The 18,026-nt window shown below is 58.7% G+C and carries 19 protein-coding genes; 12 read left to right on the top strand and 7 right to left on the bottom strand.

The window, feature by feature from the left end; genetic code table 11:
- Nucleotides 1-89: 89 nt before the first annotated feature.
- Nucleotides 90-1,100 (bottom strand): type VI secretion system protein TssA, encoded by a 1,011-nt coding sequence (gene tssA, locus FHW37_RS21845; protein ID WP_246690870.1) that lies wholly within the window; start codon nt 1,098-1,100, stop codon nt 90-92.
- Nucleotides 1,101-1,387: 287 nt separating this feature from the next.
- Here tssA and tssH point away from each other — a divergent pair, with 287 nt between their 5' ends.
- From tssH to FHW37_RS21905, 12 genes are all read left to right on the top strand, one after another.
- Nucleotides 1,388-4,168: a type VI secretion system ATPase TssH gene (gene tssH, locus FHW37_RS21850; RefSeq protein ID WP_145640234.1), complete on the top strand. Its 2,781-nt coding sequence runs from the start codon at nt 1,388-1,390 to the stop codon at nt 4,166-4,168.
- Between the two features lie 38 nt (nt 4,169-4,206).
- Entirely contained in the window at nt 4,207-4,683 is a 477-nt protein-coding gene (locus FHW37_RS21855) for an Hcp family type VI secretion system effector (RefSeq protein ID WP_145640236.1), read from the top strand.
- 124 nt (nt 4,684-4,807) lie between these two features.
- Nucleotides 4,808-5,401 (top strand): hypothetical protein, encoded by a 594-nt coding sequence (locus FHW37_RS21860; RefSeq protein WP_145640238.1) that lies wholly within the window; start codon nt 4,808-4,810, stop codon nt 5,399-5,401.
- 71 nt (nt 5,402-5,472) lie between these two features.
- Nucleotides 5,473-7,878: a type VI secretion system tip protein TssI/VgrG gene (tssI, locus tag FHW37_RS21865; RefSeq protein WP_145640240.1), complete on the top strand. Its 2,406-nt coding sequence runs from the start codon at nt 5,473-5,475 to the stop codon at nt 7,876-7,878.
- Between the two features lies 1 nt (nt 7,879).
- Nucleotides 7,880-8,824 (top strand): DUF4123 domain-containing protein, encoded by a 945-nt coding sequence (locus FHW37_RS21870; protein WP_145640241.1) that lies wholly within the window; start codon nt 7,880-7,882, stop codon nt 8,822-8,824.
- Nucleotides 8,821-9,321, top strand: coding sequence for a hypothetical protein (locus tag FHW37_RS21875; protein ID WP_145640243.1), 501 nt, complete (start codon nt 8,821-8,823; stop codon nt 9,319-9,321). The genes FHW37_RS21870 and FHW37_RS21875 overlap by 4 nt, the downstream gene beginning before the upstream one ends.
- Complete coding sequence (locus tag FHW37_RS21880) at nt 9,297-9,794, top strand: hypothetical protein (protein ID WP_145640245.1); 498 nt, start codon at nt 9,297-9,299, stop codon at nt 9,792-9,794. Before FHW37_RS21875 ends, FHW37_RS21880 begins: the two co-directional genes overlap by 25 nt.
- Nucleotides 9,795-9,811: 17 nt before the next feature.
- A complete protein-coding gene (locus FHW37_RS21885) occupies nt 9,812-10,753 on the top strand; it encodes a DUF4123 domain-containing protein (protein WP_145640247.1) in 942 nt (313 codons plus the stop codon).
- Complete coding sequence (locus FHW37_RS21890; RefSeq protein WP_145640249.1) at nt 10,750-11,589, top strand: polymorphic toxin type 15 domain-containing protein; 840 nt, start codon at nt 10,750-10,752, stop codon at nt 11,587-11,589. The genes FHW37_RS21885 and FHW37_RS21890 overlap by 4 nt, the downstream gene beginning before the upstream one ends.
- Before the next feature lie 39 nt (nt 11,590-11,628).
- The gene (locus FHW37_RS21895) at nt 11,629-12,303 is read left to right on the top strand and encodes a GAD-like domain-containing protein (RefSeq protein ID WP_145640251.1); all 675 of its coding nucleotides are present in this window, start codon (nt 11,629-11,631) and stop codon (nt 12,301-12,303) included.
- Nucleotides 12,304-12,407: 104 nt separating this feature from the next.
- Nucleotides 12,408-13,082, top strand: a complete 675-nt coding sequence (locus FHW37_RS21900) for a GAD-like domain-containing protein (RefSeq protein ID WP_145640253.1) — start codon at nt 12,408-12,410, stop codon at nt 13,080-13,082.
- A 9-nt stretch (nt 13,083-13,091) separates the two neighbouring features.
- Nucleotides 13,092-13,394, top strand: coding sequence for a PAAR domain-containing protein (locus FHW37_RS21905; protein ID WP_145640256.1), 303 nt, complete (start codon nt 13,092-13,094; stop codon nt 13,392-13,394).
- A 63-nt stretch (nt 13,395-13,457) separates the two neighbouring features.
- On the opposite strand, the gene FHW37_RS21910 is transcribed toward FHW37_RS21905, so the two are convergent.
- From FHW37_RS21910 to FHW37_RS21935, 6 genes are all read right to left on the bottom strand, one after another.
- Nucleotides 13,458-14,285 (bottom strand): shikimate dehydrogenase family protein, encoded by an 828-nt coding sequence (locus tag FHW37_RS21910; RefSeq protein ID WP_145640258.1) that lies wholly within the window; start codon nt 14,283-14,285, stop codon nt 13,458-13,460.
- A 52-nt stretch (nt 14,286-14,337) separates the two neighbouring features.
- Nucleotides 14,338-15,099, bottom strand: coding sequence for an amino acid ABC transporter ATP-binding protein (locus FHW37_RS21915; protein WP_432442886.1), 762 nt, complete (start codon nt 15,097-15,099; stop codon nt 14,338-14,340).
- A gap of 30 nt (nt 15,100-15,129) precedes the next feature.
- A complete protein-coding gene (locus FHW37_RS21920) occupies nt 15,130-15,771 on the bottom strand; it encodes an amino acid ABC transporter permease (RefSeq protein ID WP_145640260.1) in 642 nt (213 codons plus the stop codon).
- A 10-nt stretch (nt 15,772-15,781) separates the two neighbouring features.
- On the bottom strand, nt 15,782-16,450 hold the full coding sequence (locus tag FHW37_RS21925) for an amino acid ABC transporter permease (RefSeq protein ID WP_145640262.1): 669 nt from the start codon (nt 16,448-16,450) through the stop codon (nt 15,782-15,784).
- 32 nt (nt 16,451-16,482) lie between these two features.
- A complete protein-coding gene (locus FHW37_RS21930) occupies nt 16,483-16,935 on the bottom strand; it encodes a type II 3-dehydroquinate dehydratase (RefSeq protein ID WP_145640264.1) in 453 nt (150 codons plus the stop codon).
- Between the two features lie 131 nt (nt 16,936-17,066).
- Nucleotides 17,067-17,897 (bottom strand): transporter substrate-binding domain-containing protein, encoded by an 831-nt coding sequence (locus FHW37_RS21935; RefSeq protein WP_145640266.1) that lies wholly within the window; start codon nt 17,895-17,897, stop codon nt 17,067-17,069.
- Between the last annotated feature and the right edge of the window lie 129 nt (nt 17,898-18,026).

The raw sequence follows: 18,026 nt of genomic DNA on the forward strand, positions 1-18,026 counted from the left end.
GAATTCTCCTTCCTGCCATCGGCAGATTACGAGTTCAAATTGTTGCAGATCGCTGTCGGGCAAGGCCCGGTTACGTGTATTTTCTGGATTTAAGCTCCCCGGTTGTCGGTCGAGGGTTGAATGCCGGCCGCGGTCAGCACCGCGTGGCGCATGTTCTGTTCGGGCAGCAATTCGGCGAGGAGCTCGGAAAAATCCATGCGGCCGCGGCGCACCAGCGTCTCTATGGAAAGAGCGATCGGCGAATGCGGTTCGGTGCGGCGGAAATAACGCGCGACCGTCGCCAGGATCTCGAACGCCTGTTCGCGGGAGCGGATCGCATCGACCGTCAGCGGTTTGGCCGCTGCCGGGTCTTCCACCGGATCGTTGACGTTGGCAGCGTGAAGCTCGGGGGCCGGCGCAGCGGGCGTTTCGGCGACACCCGGGTCCTCGATCCCGGCTAGAATACGGATTGCGGCCGCGGCCTCCTGTAGAGCATTGCGTGTGTTCGAACTGGGTGGAGCCTGGTCACCGCAGCGTTCGTCAAGTATTTCGACGAGGCGGTCATAGGCGGAAATGCACTGCGTCAGGGTCGCCAGATGGCCTGCCATGGCTGCGACACCGGCTTCCGTTGCCGCCTGCTGCAGCTCTTCGCGGCGGTCTATCTGGCCCTGGCGCTGGCCGAGCTGGAAGTCCCAAAGCGAAAACTGCGCGAACTTTCCGTTCGGAATCAACGAGGTCAGACGGATCGGCTGGATGATCGTGCCTTCGCCGCCAATACCGTTCAGGCCGGCAAGCGGCGCGAAACGTTCCTCGAAATCATCGTCGCCGATCGAATGCAGGGAATCGAAATAATTGTCTAAAAGCGACACGGTTGCCTCATAGACATCGCGCAACCCTTCGAAGCCCCTGAGCCTCAGCTGGGCCTCGGCAAGCCAGGCCAATACTTCGATGTCCTTGCTCTCGGAAGAAAGAATTTGCAATCCTAGATTGCTGACATCCTGCCAGGCAGGTGAAACGCCAATAGTTTCACCTGGGTCTATTCCTCGTTCTGCGGTCCGCGCAGCGTTCCTTGCATCCTTAATTCTATAGTATATTTCACGAGACGAAGTATTAGTCCGCACGTTTTCTCCGCACGGGCCGTCTTTTTCAAGTGGATCGGCAATCTGGAGCACATTCACGCTTAAAAATTCTCCAAATTTGACAGAATAGTCAGGGTGTCCGGTATCTTGGGAGCCCTATACTGCCTTGTCAACCTCCTGAAGATCGCGACAGATTTATGACAACTGCCGAAATCGCTAATTTTCGAAATAGAGCGTTTTTTGATCTGGACAAGCCCGAATGTGCGCCCTAGTTGTTGCCTCGCATCTCGAAGAACACTGAAACTGCATAAACAGGCAGGACTTGCTGGATGTCGAATATCGATCTCAACCGTCTGATCAGAACGCTTGAGCCCAATCTTCGTGTCGGTCTTGAGACAGGCGCATCGATTGCTGCGCGCCACCGTCACCCGGTCGTGGAGGTTGCCCATTGGCTGCGGGCTCTTACCGATATTCCGGAATATTCTTCGTCATTCGGCGATCTGAACATCTCTGCCGAGGCGCTCCGCACGGAGCTCGACTCGGCGATCGGCGACATGTCGGGCGAGGATGGAAGTTCGCTTGCGCTTTCCCAGAACCTGCTGGCCCTTGCCCGGGAAGCATGGCTCGTCGCATCGCTGCAATACGGTCGTGGCAGCGTGGTTCTGGCCGATTTACTTGCTGCACTAACTATTGATCGGAGCCTGCGCCTTGTTGCCCGTGGCATCGCGCCGTCTCTGCGCGGTATCGACAAGGTGGCACTGGATCGTCTGCTGGAAAAGGCGAGTACCGGACAGCGTGACGACCAGAAGCCGGCGCCGACATTGCCGGCTTTTTCGTCTGCGGATAACGAATTTTTGCGGCTCTATACCCGCGATATGACGGCGGACGCCCGGGAAGGTCGGATCGACCCGGTAATCGGCCGCGATGGCGAACTTCGACAGGTCGTCGATATCCTGATGCGGCGCCGGCAGAACAACCCGATCCTCGTGGGCGAGGCAGGGGTCGGCAAGACGGCGGTGGCCGAAGCCTTCGCGCTCGAGATCGCGGCCGGCAACGTGCCCGACCGGCTAAAAGACGTCTCGCTTCTGCTGCTCGATCTCAGCCTTTTGCAGGCTGGCGCCGGTGTGAAAGGCGAATTCGAGCGGCGGCTTCATGGTGTCGTCGACGCGGTCAAGGCTTCGGCCAATCCGGTCATCCTGTTCATCGACGAGGCGCATGGCCTGATCGGTGCCGGTGGCCAGGCCGGCCAGGGCGATGCCGCCAATATCCTCAAACCCGCGCTGGCGAGAGGCGAGCTGCGGACGATCGCTGCGACGACCTGGAGCGAATACAAGCGCTATATCGAAAAGGATGCTGCGCTGACCCGCCGCTTCCAGACGGTGCTGGTGGCCGAGCCGGATGAGCAGACTGCGATCCGCATGTTGCGCGGCGTTTCGGAAAATCTGAAAAAGCATCATGGAGTGCGCATTCGCGACGAGGCGATCGTCGCGGCCGTGCGGCTGTCGGCGCGTTACATGCCGGCGCGGCAGTTGCCGGACAAGGCGATCAGCCTTGTCGATACGGCGGCGGCCGCAGTTGCGCTTTCCCGCCAGACCACGCCGGAAGCTTTGCAGCAGCTGGCCGCAGAAAACGAGCTTTTAAGCAAGGAAGCGGACTGGCTGAGAAATGAGCCGGAAAGCCCCGAAATGCTTGCCCGGCTGGCGGAAATCGTTGCGGAGCAGATCACAATCGGCGGTGAAATCGAAACCGTTCGTGCCAAACACGACGAAGAGATGCGTCTGGCACGTGAGGCCGATCGTCTGGAAGCCGTTTTCAGCCAGGATGACGCTATCAAGCCGATGGAAATGGCCGACGAAGCAGCGGCGCCCGGCGATAATGTCGCGTCCTTTCCGGCACAGCCCATGTCATCCGAAAGCGCCAGGGCAGCTCTCGCCGCAATCGAGCAGAACCTGTCTTCGGTCGCAGGCGAAAAACCGCTCGTGCCGCGTGTTGTCGACAAGGATGTGGTTGCCTCGATTGTTGCCCGCTGGACCGGAATTCCGGTCGGCAAGCTTTTGTCGGATCAGGTCGAGACGGTGAAATCGCTCGATGCGCACCTGAAGCAACGGGTTCTGGGGCAGGATGCGGCGATCGAACGGATCGCATCGGCCATGAAAGCCGCCCGCGCCGGCCTGTCCGATCCGCGCCGTCCGCCGGCTGTCTTCCTGCTTGTCGGCATGTCCGGAACGGGCAAGACCGAAACGGCCCTGTCGCTGGCCGACATGCTCTATGGCGGACCGCAGCACCTGACGACAATCAACATGTCCGAGTTCAAGGAGGAGCATAAGATCTCCATGCTTCTCGGCTCGCCGCCCGGTTATGTCGGTTACGGCGAAGGCGGGGTACTGACGGAGGCGGTACGTCGCCGGCCCTACGGCGTCCTCCTGCTCGACGAGATCGACAAGGCGCATCAGGGCGTCCAGGAAATCTTCTATCAGGTGTTCGACAAGGGCATTTTGCGCGATGGCGAAGGCCGCGACATCGACTTCAAGAACACCACGATCTTCATGACGGCCAATACCGGATCGGAGCTTCTGACCACGCTTGCGGCAGATCCCGACACGATGCCGGAGGGCGAGGCGCTTGAGACGCTGCTGCTGCCGGAATTGCAGAAACATTTCAAACCGGCCTTTCTTGGCCGCACCACGATCCTGCCCTTCATGCCGCTCGGCACGGAATCCCTGTCGGGGATCGTCGATATCCAGATCGAGCGCATCCGGCAACGCGTCGGTTCCGCCTATGGCACATCGCTCGCACTTTCACCGGAAGCGCGCGACGCTCTCGTCGCCCGTGCGAAAACCAGCGAGATGGGCGCGCGCGCGATCGAGGTCATGATCGCCCGCGACCTTCTGCCGGTTCTGTCGACCTTCTTCCTCGATGCCGTCGCGGAAGGCCGCAAGGTCGCTGAGATCACCATCCAATTTAAGGACACTGCCTTCGGCGTAAACGCCGTCGAGGCCGAGGTCCCGCCGAAATTCGCCACGTCGGAGGAAAACCGGGAGGCGGATGAAAATCCCCGAAACGCCAAGCGCGGTCGGGGAGCAGTAAGACGAGAGGCAAATAGGCCTTAGACGCAACTAGGCAAAAATCCGATCACAGGAGCTTACGCATGCCGATTTATCTGCAGATCGACGGTATCCAGGGTGATGCTACGCACGAGCAGCACAAGAAGTGGATGGATATCGAGGCCATTCACTGGAATGTTGCCCGCAACATGAACACGTCCGCTGGTTCCGCAGCGAACCGTGAAGCTTCCGAGCCGACGATTTCGGAAGTCATCCTCACCAAGGTCAGCGACTCTTCGTCGACCAAGCTTTTCCAGGAAGCGTGCTCGGGCCGTACCGGCAAGCGCACCACGATCCACCTGGTCACGACCGGCAATCCGGGCGACACCTATATCGAATACAATCTCACCAATACGCTGATCGCCAGCTACTCGATCGATTCCAACGGCGACCGCCCGATCGAAACGATCAAGCTCAACTTCACCAAGCTTGAAGTGAAGTACACGCCGTTCGACGAGAACCAGGCGCCGCAGTCGCCGATGATCGCCTCTTACGATCTGGCCACGACCAAGGCTGCCTGACCCCAGAGGTCAGACCCAGAAATCAGAGAAGGGGCGCCGGATTTCCCGGCGCCCTGTTTCCCGATCATTCCGTTCGCAGTGCATCCCGTCCCTATCCCGTTTCCGGCTTTGGAGGAGATTGTCGATGAGCAATCTGGACATCGATAAGGTGGCATTGACCGACTACAATCTGATCATCGAAGAGATCTTCGACGAGAGCACGTTCGGCATGGTTGCGCCGAGCAAGAAGGTTGGCGGCGTAAAAATCATCGGTACCAGCCATAGGCAGGTTTTCCGCCGCGTCTACACGATCACGACCGGCGAGGACGTCTATTTCAAGGGCCGCAAGATCAAAGGCATGCCCGGCGCACGCGAGTGGCTTTCCGAACTTCTGGAACCCGGCAAGCAGATCACGACCAAGCCGAACGGCCATGTCGGCGTGCTGAACCGCTATGTCGGCAAGAAGAACATTTTCACCGCCAAGGCGCTGGAAACCTACAAAAAGTCGGTGACGTTGCCGTTCCTGCGCATCTATGGCGAGGATCCGGCGCCGACGCGGCTGCTCTACGGTAATCCGGCCGTCACCTTCCTGCAGAAGGGCGACGAACATCCGATCGCTGCCGCCTATTTCAACACGCGGACCAACCGGCTGGATCTCATCCATTATTTCGAGCGCCACACGCTGCTCGACAATTTCGTCAAGCGCTTCTCGCAGCCGTCGCTCGCTGCAGCGAGCTGAGGTTCCGGGAAAGAACAGCATTTACGTGACGGCCGGGCCGGAAACGCCATGGTCACAACTGGATTGAACCCATGAACGAAATGTCGTCCGCTGCCGATTTCACTCAGGCAAGCCGTATTCTGAAGATCGTCTCACCGCTCGGCGAAGATCAGCTTCTGCCGGAACGGGCGTCGATCCAGGAAGGCATTTCGCAGCTCTTCGAGATCCGCATCTCGGCGCGCACGAAAAAGCCATCGGTCAAACCGGAAGAGCTGATCGGCCGGCTGATGGATGTCTCGATCGAGGTGAAGCAGGGCGATGGCGAGGCCGGCAGCGCCGTGCGCCGGCCGTTCAACGGGCTGGTGACGGAGCTTAACGAAGGTCCGCCGATCACCCGCGGGCTTCGGGCCTATGCCATGGTGCTGCGGCCGCAGATGTGGCTTTTGTCACAACGTTCCGACTGCCGCATCTGGATGGACAAGACGGCGGTCGAAATCGTCGAGACCCTGTTTGCCGAGCATGGCATCCCGGCGCCTGACACGTCCGGCATCGTGACGCCACCACCGCCGCAGCATTATTCGGTGCAGTGGAACGAGACCGATCTCGCCTATCTGACCCGCCGGTTCGAAGAGGATGGCTTGTTTTACTGGTTCTCCCACGAGGACGGTAAACACAAGCTGCATGTGGCCGATAGCGCATCCGGCTGGCTCGGGCCGTCGCCCTCTTCCGAAGGTGAGGGCCGTGTGCGGCTGGCGCAGGGGTCAGCTGACCGCAACCATATCAGCGAATGGGCGCGGCGGTATTCCTATGTGCCCGGCCAGCGCGCCGGCGCCGACTGGAATTTTGAGACGCCGCGGATGGTGCCGGGCACGATGACGCCGTCGCTGGTACAGATGCCGGAGGCGACGAAGCGTGAGCTTTATGAATATCCGGCACGCATCTCGACCGTGGCCGAGGCCGAGCGGGCGGAAAAGCTCAGGATGCAGTCATCGGAAGCCGATCATGACCGGGTGTTCGGTGCCTCGACCTCGCGCATTCTCGAGACCGGTCGTCGGTTCACGCCCTACGAAGTGGCCCATCCCGATCACGCCTATGAGGAACACGTGATCATCCGGGCGGAATACGAGATCGTCGACCGCTCCTACGAGACGAATACCAACGAGCCGGAATATCAGAACCGTTTCGAGGCGATCCCCGCACGCGTGCCGATGACGCCGCATCGAGACACGAAACGGCCGCGGATCGAGGGAAGCCAGGTGGCGATCGTCGCCGGCCCTTCCGGCGAGGAAATCCATCCGGACGAATATGGGCGCATCAAGGTCTGGTTCCCATGGGACCGCAAGGCGAAGAAGGATGGCTCGGATACCTGTTGGGTACGCGTGAGCCAGACCTGGGGCGGCGGTACCTGGGGTAGTCAGGTCATTCCGCGCATCGGTATGGAGGTGATGATCTCCTATGTCGATGGTGATCCGGATCGACCTCTGGTGACCGGGGTCGTCACGAACCCGTCGAATGGCGTGCCTTACGATCTGCCGGCCAACAAGACGCGCATGGTGATGCGCTCGAACACGCATAAGGGCTCGGGCTTCAACGAGATGACGTTCGAAGACGAGAACGGCAAGGAGAACATGTTCTTCCACGCCCAGAAGGACCAGACGACGCGGGTGCTGAACGATCGTACCAAACGTGTCGACCGGCACGAAGTGGCATCCGTTGGCGGCAACCGTGCCGTGGAAGTGTCCGGCAATCAGAAACACGAGATCGGCGGGTCGGTGAACACGGTTGTCGGCGGCACGGGGCCGATGGCGATGCTGGCCATGGCCGGCGTGCAGGCGCTCTCCGGTCAGACGGCCGGTCTTTTGGGGCAGGCCGCACAGATTGCCGGCGCCGGCGGCGGTAATATCGGCAGTTTCGTCACCTCACTCGCCTCGTCTGCACTCGGTTTCCTCGGTGCAGGCGGACTATCTGCACGGGAAGGCGTCGTCTCGGGACCGAGTCCGAGGGCGGATGCAGGTACCGGACTTGCAGGCTCCGGGACGGGAGTTGGCGCTGATGCCGGCAATCTCTTCCCGTTGCCAGGCATCATGAACACCATTGTCAGCACCTTCAAATCGGACTCGATCGGTGTGGCACGGGCCGAGCAGATAGGCGTGAGCAAGGTGACGAATGTGGGACAAACCCATGTCACGAATGTCGGCAAGGAGCAGCGAACGACGGTCGGCACGACAATTCGGGTCGATGTTGGCAAGCTTTATAACATCGTCTCCGGCGAGAAATATCATGGCGAGGCCAAGGTCTGGGAAATCTTCGCCGATGACGAAATCAGACTTTCGGCGCCCGGCGGCTATATCTCGATCACCAAGAGTGGCATCAAGCTCTATGCGATCAATATCGACATTGAAGGGAATCGCATCAATTTCAAGAAAGGCGGGCCCGGAAAAGGCGCCTCCTGCCTCAAGAACATGTCGCAGTCATCGACCCCATTCGTGAGGATGTAGGATGACGGCCGATAGTCTCGAGTGGCAATCGACGCTCGATGTGTCATCACGGAAAAGGATCCTGCGGCAGGTCCTGGACGAAGCGCCCGCACCGTTGTTTGCGGTTATCGACGGCGCATATTTCGATGATCTGGAAACGGAACTCGCTTCTCTCGATATCGTTTGCAAGTCGCTTTTCCTGGATGGTGGCGATCCTGATCTTAGAAAAGAAGGTCCTTGGATCATCGCTTTGACGGATGAGGCGCGGCGATCGCATGTGGAAATCTTGTCGCTTGAAAAGCCCTGTGTCGTCTTCTGGTCCTGTCAGGAGGGGGAGCGGGCACTGGTGCGGCATCTCCGCAGGATCAACCAGATCCTCGTGCCGGATGACAGGCAATCGAAGGCGGGCGCCGAAAGTCGTGTCCGATATGAGAGAGTTCTCTTCCGTCACTGGGATCCGAACGTTCTCGGCATCATCCTCCCGGTTCTCGATAGGGTCCAGTATTCTCGCCTGCTTGGTCCAGCCGACATCGTCGTTGCCGACGCTACCTATTACGGCGGCTTGAGACGTGGTTCCCGACCAAACGAGGCGGTGGAGCTGGGGGGCGGCGTGCTGCAGCTTCGGCCGGACCAGATCGACAGGCTTTCGCAGGCAATGGCCGATCGCTCCCGCCGCAGAACGCTCGGGTTCCTTCGCGAATATTCAACCCCGCAGATTGCTGCGCTTGATGATGAGCAACTGATTGAGAAAATCAAAACCTATGAGCGCCAGGCGGGTGACTTCGGAATTGATCAACACCGCGCCAGGATGCGTTTTTCCTGGCTGATGATTGCCGGAAACGACCGTTTTCTGGAACAGCGCGGCGTATCCGATTATCTGCGAAAGGGGCCAGGTAATCCAAATCAGCGGATGAACCTTCTTGCGGAAGCAATGGCCGAGGCCTCTTACAGAAGAGGGGCGCCATGAGCGGTGAAGTCGCAATCGCCAAAGCGGTTGGCGGTCTGGCCGCGCGTGGCGGCGCACGTCTGCTTGCCCGTGGAGCGCTGGCGGCATTGGGGCCTGTGGGATGGGTCGCGATCGGTGCCCTGACACTCTATGACGCATATGCCGTTTACAATGCGATTGCCGGAAGCGACGATGACGCAGACAAGAAGCCCGAATGCGAAACCGGCGATTGCGACAAGCCGGCGGAAAAAATCGACAAGAAACCTCCGTTCAAGGGCGAACCGAACTCAACGGTTCAAGGCCCGGACAACAGCAGAACCTATGGCAGCGACGGCTATCCATTGACCGATCGTGACGCCGGGCATCAAAACGAATCCGGGATAGGCGCAGGCGACCACGTTCACGATTGGGGACGTCCGGCGAATGGCGATCCCCCGACCAATGCAGATCGCGGCATATCGCGCCTGCCGCAACCGGGCGATCCTCCGGTGCCGTGGCGCAATACGCCGAGTTCATAGATTTTCAGGAGAATGACATGAATTTCAGTACAGACGACCGCGGGCGGCTTGCGCTGGGCGGTATCCATGACAGCACAATAACGCAGTTTTCTCTGGATGCCGCAGCAAAGCGCATCGGTATCCAGTGCCTGTCCGATGCTGGCATTATAACGGATTTTGCCGCGACCTCTCTTTATACGCTCAATATTTCCGCGCTGTGGGAGGGATCGGTGATCTCGGACATTTTCGTCTGGGATTTCACAGACGTCCCTGACGACTATTTGTTTGATCCCGAAATCGGCTGGCGGCATCTTTTCGAAGGCAGAATTGACGACAGAAACCAGCTTCTCGCTCAGATCGAAAGATATAAGGAGCGACTTCCAAAGGCAAAGCTGGTCTCCATCGGCTGTAGCTATGGCGGAAACATATCCTTCCTCTGCCAGGAATTGCGCATCGAGCAGACACATCCCGTCTCCTCGTCACAGGCCTCCTGAAACCAAAAGAGGACGCCATGCAGGAAGTCTTGCAGACCGATGAGGCACGGATCTCTCCCGAGACGCTGGAACAACTCCCGGCGCCGCTTTTCGCTGTGCTTGACGGAGCCCATTTCGACGATATCGAATCGGAGCTTCTGACCCTCGGCATCAAGAGCCGCTCGCTTTTCCTCAAGGGCGGCGATGATGATCTGCGTCGTGACGGCCCCTTTCTGGTCAATCTCAAGAACCGGGAGATTATCGAGGCCGTTTGCCGGATCGCCAATCACGGCCCTTGTGCAGTCTTCTGGTCCTGTTCCGAAGGAGAGCAGGTTCTGTGGCGGCACCTGAGAACGATCAATGAAATATTGATCCCGGACGAGCGGTTGCCGGACAATGACGGGTCTCAAGGGCGCGCAGTTCAATACGAGCGCGTTCTTTTCCGCCATTGGGATCCGAATGTCCTTGGTGCGATCCTGCCTTTACTGAGCAGGGCGCAGTTCGCGCGCGTCCTTGGACCGGCGAGCCATGTCTGCTTCGATTCGCCGGATTACGGCGGCTGGCGGCGAGCCAGAACCTCCGAAAATCTGCCACGGCCGGAGCGTGGCACGTTACGACTGGAGCCAGAGCAGATGGAGCGGCTCAAGACGGCCATGCTGCATTCGTCACGGTTGCGTATCGCACGGTTTCTCAAGGCGAATGTTCCACCGCATTTCTCCGGTGTCGATGACGAGTTCGTATGGGGGGCAACGCTCGCCAGCGAAAGATCAGCCGATGAACTCGGCATCAAAACGGAGCGTGGTCGTGCGCGCTGGGCCTATGTGATGATGATGTCCGACGGAAAAGCCGCGGGCGCGCCCGAGGTGCGAAACTATGTGCGTGACGGCGGCGATACGCCGGATAACAGGGTCAAATCGCTGATCCAGCACGCGGTCGATTCGCTTCGCTCGGGCTCTTATGCATCGGGAGGGCGGGTATGAGCACGACGACGGAGGTCGCCGGCGCAGGCGGCGCAATCGCGGGACAATGGCTCGGCCGTATCGTCGGCGGCGCGATCGGTACTTTGGTGGGGCCGGAAGGGACGGTTATCGGCGGCTGGATCGGCGGACGTGTCGGCGCCGTCGCAGGTCGCGCAACCGCATCTGCCATCGCATCCTATATGGAAAGCGCCAATGCCGATGCGGAGAAGAAGACAAAGGAAGGGGAGCAAGCCAAGCCCTGCGTCGATTGCGGAGAGATCGATTGCTTCAATCCGCCTGAAGGTGCCGACGATAAGACGAAAGAAGAGTTTCGCCGCCAGCTCAAGGAGCAGCAGGACGAAATCAATCGGATGGATCCCGACGATTTGATCCGAAATATGGACAATTACGCGAAAAATGGGCGACCCGAGAACGATGCAGCAGATCGTCGTTTGGCGAGAGAAAGTTACCGGAGAGCACGTGAACGCGAGCTGTCTGACGAGTATCAAAGCCAAGGGAAAGATAATTTCGAAGAGCTGGCCGCTCAAGAAGTTGCAAAAGAATTGAGCAAGCTGGCGGCAACGCATACGCTGGACCTCGTCGCTGGAGGAGACGGCTCTATTTCGGGATTGGGGAATAAGACAATCAATAGTTCTCTCGGCGCTCAGTGGAAAGGCCGGAGGGCCGCTCAATTGAAAGCGCATGCCCAAAAAGCGAAAGAACAGGGAAAGAAGATGAACGCCAAACTTGAAGAGTGCCCGCCAAAGAGTGGTTCAGGCTCATCAGGCGCGGATGGAAACGGTGGCAAAACGGGTGCCGGCAAGGGTAAAGGCGCAGGTGATATTCCAACGTCCTAAAAACCGGCTTTTGCCAATTCGTTAGCCTATGGAGTGAATATGACGGAACTCTTTATCAATTATCGGCGATGCTTGGAAAAATACGGTGAGCCACTGGGTGGAGAACGCCTGTCGGACGAACGTATTGACAGCTACCAGAACCGTATCCCGGAGACATTTCTGGTATTTTTGCGGGCATATGGCACGGGAAAATGGCTGAATGGATACTTTCAGTTATGCAGTCCCGACAAGTATCAGTCTTTATTGAACTTGGTTTTCGATGGGGACGCTGAATTTTCTAAAGAAAAGACCTACGCCATCGGCTTTTCCGCTTTTGGAGAGATCCTTGCGTGGAATGAGACGCATAGAGTTGTCGAGATAAATTTCTTGTATAATCGGGTCAGTTGTTCCGATCTTTTCAAACCAAAGCCTCATATCAGCGAAGATATTCGCCTGGGTGGTGCCATTGGCGGTGTTTCGGATGAGGCATACGACCTGCCCGATCAAAACGGAAAACCGATGTTCAAACGTGCATTGAAAATGCACGGCGAACTTGAAGTCGGACAGATCTATGCGCCGAAACTGCATCCGGCGCTCGGTGGTGCGATAACCGTCGAAAATCTGAGGCCTGCCGATGCGCTCGTTGCCATGACAATTGCTGCGCAGGCTGGCCCCTTCACGCTTTTCGATACGACTAAACCTAATGTTCCTGCTGTCCGCCATATCGGAGAATAGGTTTAAGCCATGCACTAAATGCTTCTTGCGCATAAATGCCGCGTAAATTTTGCTGCAAAAGGCAAAGGGGCAAGTGCTGTACCTTAACTTGGTTGGAGCTCGATATGTCAGACCTGTCTATTGACTATGTCCGATGCCTGAAAAAGTTTGGCGAGCCTGTCCGAGGAACACGCTTGTCGGAAAACAGCTTGCTCATTTACAAAAACAAGTTGCCTTCGACATTTCTTGCTTTCGAAGAAAACTATGGACTGGGGAAATGGCTGCAGGCTTACTTTCAACTGGCCGAGCCAACGCAATTCAAATCAGTCATCAACATCATTTTCGAAGGAGACAAGCAAATCCTCCCTGAAAAAACCCATGCTATAGGGTTTTCCGCATTCGGGAAAATATTGGCTTGGAACCAGTCTTACGGCGCCGTTCAGATTGACACCTTGTATCAGCGGGTGACCTGCAGCGACTTATTCAAGCCAAAACCAAACGTCGATGAAGATATTAATCTCGGTGTCGTCATGGCGAATGTTGATAGTCCATCTTACGATCCTCCCGATCAAGACGGAAAGCCTATGTTCAAGCGCGCCCTGAAGATGCACGGTGAGCTCGAATTCGGACAGATCTATGCGCCGAAACTGCATCCGGCGCTCGGTGGGGCGATAACCGTCGAAAATCTGAGGCCTGCCGATGCGCTCGTTGCCATGACAATTGCTGCGCAGGCCGGTGCCTTCACGCTCTACGATACGACCAAACCTAATGTTCCCGCTGTCCGCCATATCGGAGAATAGGTTTAAGCCATGCCTGGAATGCCCGTTACTCTCAAAGGCCACATGCATGTTTGTCCCATGGTTGATCCGGGGCCCAAACCTCATGTCGGCGGCCGAGTTTCATCCACGCAGCAATCTTTCGTCTGCGTCGAAGGCGTGCCGATTGCGACCGTCGCCGACAAATGCACCTGCACGGGTGTACCAACGAAAGCCGGCATTACCGGCGGATCATCGGTCGCCAATATCGGCGGCAGGAAGATCGCCCGGTTCGGAGATGCATGCGAACATGGCGGGCGGCTTGTTCAAGGCGTGCCTTGGATCACCTTTGAATAACGGTGCCGCGGAAATTGTGGTCAATCGTTTCGGTTGCTCGATCAATACGCGGCGCCAACAATGTCAAAGCCGCGAGATCGCCCTCAGCTCGTCGGCGCTTGTCGTCGGAAAGTCGAAGAATTCCAGATAGGCCGGGATCTGTTCGAACAGCATGTCGGTGCCGACCTGATAGGCGCAGCCGCGGTCGCGGGCGGCGGCGAGGAATGGGGTGATCGCAACGCTCATGACGACCTCGCCGACAAAGGTCGAGGGCGAAAGGCGTGAAACATCGACCGGCAGCGGGTCGCCCGGCCGCATGCCGAGCGGCGTGGCGTTGACGACGATGTCGAAACCGGCCGGGTCGGGCGGACCGACCGTCACTTCGGTTGCCGGGTAATAAAGATTGAGGCGGTCGCGCAGGCCGGCGCTCGAGGCCTCGTTGCCGTCATAGAGTGCGATTTTTCGCGCACCTGCATCGGCGAGCGAGGCGGCGATTGCGGATCCGACACCGCCAGAGCCGACGATCAGGATGCTGGATCCCGCGATCGCCTGCCCCTTGCGGGCAAGGCCGCGGGCAAAGCCTTCGCCATCGAACATGTCGCCAACGAGACGGCCATCCGGCCCCAGCCTGATCGCATTCGCGGATCCGGCGACCCGCGCCCGGTTCGACGTCTCGTCGAGCAGGTCCATGGTGGCGACCTTATGAGGCATGGTGACGAGCGCGCCATGGATATTGGAGAGGCGGAAGACGAGTTTGACGAAGGCCGCGTAGTCCGCCGGCCTGCATCCCATCGGGATGACGACCGCGTCTATGCCGGCCTTGTCGAAATAGGGATTGTAGATCAGCGGCGCCTTGAAGGACTCGGTCGGAAAACCGAGATGGGCGATCAGTTTCGTGGTGCCGCTAATCATTGTCCTGATGCCTTTGCCTGCGTTTCTGCCGACATGAGATTCGCGCCGATCGCTAATGACGGAGGATTTCGCCGAGGAATTGCCGCGTGCGTTCGTGTTTCGGATTGGTGAAGAACTCGGCCGGATGCGCCTCTTCGACGATCGCACCGCTGGCCATGAAGACCACCCGGTCTGCGACCTGACGGGCAAAGCCCATTTCATGGGTGACGCAGATCATCGTCATGCCCTCATCGGCGAGGCTGATCATCGTATCGAGCACTTCCTTGACCATTTCCGGGTCGAGCGCCGAGGTCGGTTCGTCGAACAGCATGACCTTTGGGCGCATGCAAAGCGCACGCGCGATCGCGACGCGCTGCTGCTGGCCGCCGGAAAGCTGCAGCGGATATTTTTCCGCCTGTTCGAGGATTTTTACGCGGGCGAGCAGGGAGCGGGCGCGTTCTTCTGCCTCCGCCTTGCCGAGACCCAGCGCACGCATCGGGGCGAGCATGCAGTTCTGCAGCACGGTCAGATGCGGGAAGAGATTGAACTGCTGGAACACCATGCCGACCTCGCGGCGAATGGCGTCGATCGCCTTTGCCTGATGGCCGAGCAGCACGCCGCCGACGCGGATCTCGCCCTTCTGATGGGGTTCGAGATAGTTGATGCAGCGGATCAGCGTCGATTTTCCGCTGCCCGAAGGGCCGCAGAGGACGATCTTTTCGCCCTTGCGCACCGTCATGTTGATGTCGTGCAGAGCCTGGAAGGCGCCGTACCATTTTTCCACGTGATCGAGGGTGATCATGGTTTCGGTCGTCGCTGCTGAAACTTGGGTCATGGTCTGGATGTCCATCGGTTTTCTCAGGGGTCAGCGGGCTGAGGCGGCGAAGCGGCGTTCCAGACGGGCGCCCAGGATCGTCAGCGGGCAGCACATCAGGAAATAAAGGATGCCGACGATGCCGAAGACGGTCAGCGGCTGAAAGATCTGGTTGGAGATCATGTTGCCGGCACGGGTGAGTTCGGTGAAACCGACGATCGAGGCGAGAGACGTTCCCTTGATCAGCTGCACGAGGAAACCGACCGTTGCCGGAAGCGAAATGCGCAGCGCCTGCGGCAGTACCACGTCCTTCATCCGCGACCAGTATTTGAGGCTGAGTGCCTTGGCGGCCTCCGTCTGCCCGCGCGGGACGGCCTCGATCGAGCCGCGCCAGATCTCGCCGAGATAGGCGCTGGCATGCAGCGTGAGGCCGATCGCAACGGCGATCCAGGCGTCGAGCTTGAAGCCGATCAGGGCAAGGCCGTAATAAACGACGAAGAGCTGCATCAGGAGCGGCGTGCCCTGAAAGATCCCGATATAGCCGGCTGTGATGCGCTCGACGATGCGGTTTTCGCAGGTGCGCGACAGCGCCACCGCAAGCCCGCCGATACAGCCGCAGACGAAGCCGATGGCGGAGAGAAGCACGGTCCATTTCAGACCGATGAGGAGGAAGACAAATTCGTCGCGACCCATCGTTTCGCTCCTACTTGACCGGATAGGTGAAATAACGGGCAGAGAAGAGCGCGAAGATGCGCATCATCACCCAGGAGATGATCAGGTAGAAAGCCGTCACGGTGAAATAGACCTCGAAGCTGCGGAAGCTTTCCGACTCGATACGCTGCGATACCGAGGTCAGCTCGTAGGCAGAGATGGCCGAGGCGACACTGCTGGTCAGTGTCAGCAGCACGAACTGGCTGGTCAGCGACGGGTAGATGGCGCGCAGCGCTGGCTTCAGGATGATCAGCCGAAAGACCTGCGCCTTGTGCAGGCCGAGCGCGAGGCCTGCCTCCATTTGTCCTTTCGGAATGGATTGCACGCCGCCGCGGATGATCTCGATTGCATAGGCGCCGCCGTTGATACCGAGCGCGATGATCGCCGTCGGGGTCGGGTCGAGCCTCAGGCCCGTAAACGGCAGGGCGAAATAGAGGAAGAAGATCTGCACCAGAAAGGGTGTGTTGCGAATGATCTCGACGAAGCCGATCACCAGGTAGCGGAAAGGCTTGAAATGCGAGTCCCTTAAGGCCACGCCGCCGATGCCGATCACGGTTGCCAGCAGCATGCCGCAGATCGCCAGCAGGAATGTGCCGAGACAGCCGAGAAGCAGGTTTGGCAACCCGTCGATGACGGGGGTGAAATCGAGTTTATAGTTCATGATGCTCCTCTGGCCCGTCTTCCGTTTCCGGCCTAGTGGCCGTTTGCCCGCGCAACCATGCCCGCCATGGCGTCGATCGCCAGCTCGTAGCCGGGCGCGCCGAAACCGATCAGGATCGCCGTCGCGATCCGCGAGATCAGCGAGTTATGGTAGATTTCTTCGCGGGCATGCACGTTTGAAATGTGCAGCTCGATCTTGGGCGGGTCAAACGTCTTGAGCGCATCGAGAAGTGCGATCGATGTAAAGGTGTAACCGGCGGGGTTGATGATGATGCCGCAGGCCGCATTGCGCGCCTGATGCACGCTTTCCACCAGTTCGCCCTCGAAATTCGTCTGGCGAAAATCCACGTCGAAGCCGAGCGACGCAGCCTTTGCGATGCAGGCCGCCTTGATATCGGCAAGCGTGGTCTTGCCGTAGATGGCGGGTTCGCGCTGTCCGAGCAGGTTCAGGTTGGGGCCGTTCAGCACAAATATCGTCTTTGTCATGATCGCGCTCCTTGAACGCGCAGATTTGGGAAAGGCGCCGGCCCTATGACTGGAAATTCCGGAGGGCGCAGAGATCCGGCCGGCGGCCGGGTAAGGGCCGCCGGTTTGTCATTTCGAACGAGAGATCTGGCTCAGTTGACGGTGAAGGGGATGTTCTCAAGACTTGCCGGGAATTCCGGGACCGGCACCTTCATCCACTTGTCGTAGACCTTCTTCAACTCGCCATTGGCCTTGATCTTGTCGACGAAGGCGTTGATCGAGGCGTTGATTTCCTTCTCGCCAAGGCGCGTGCAGGCGCCATTGTAGAGTTTCTGGAATTCGAGCTTGTTTTCGAACTCGCCGGGACGGGCCTTTTCGACGCGGTCCATGTAAAAAATATTGCCGCCCAGCGCCTGAACCTGGCCGGAAGCGAGGGCCTGGACGCTCGGTGCATCGCCGTCATACCGGCGGATCGTGGCAGTCGACGGCGCGTTCTTGGTGACCTGGGTATCCTGTGCGGCACCCTTGGCGACGGCAATCGTCAGGTTGGCCATGTCCTCATTGGTCTTGATCGACATCGATTTCGGGCCGATCAGCACGATCGCGTTGGCGACATAAGGCTTGCTGAACTGCACGGCCTTGGCGCGATCCGGCAACATGGCCATGGTGGCGAAAAGAACATCGACGCGGCCGGTCGTCAGTGCCGGGATGCGGTTGTTGACTTCGAGCGGCACGAATTCCACCGGTACGCCCAGTTCCTTGGCGTAAAGCGTGGCGATATCGGCATCGAGCCCGTCCTGCTTGCCGGCGCTCGTCACAAAACCCCAGGGCGGGTTGTCGCCTTGAATGCCGACAACGAGCTTGCCCTTGGCCTTGATTTCATCGGGTGTAATGGCCGCAGCGGGGCCGGCCAGCCCGGCTATAGTCGCGAAAGCGGCAGCACACAACATCGCGTTGCGACGCGTCAGCATCGACTTGAGCATGATTTCCTCCTCCTTTTGGTGGTCGCGTGGACCGACAGTCGTCCTCACTCGACTGCATGGCTCATATTAGGCAGACGGGACGTGATAAATCAACAGAGTTTTTTAAAATCATATGAGACTTTCAATTTA

The organism is Neorhizobium alkalisoli (assembly GCF_007829835.1).
GTDB lineage: Bacteria > Pseudomonadota > Alphaproteobacteria > Rhizobiales > Rhizobiaceae > Neorhizobium.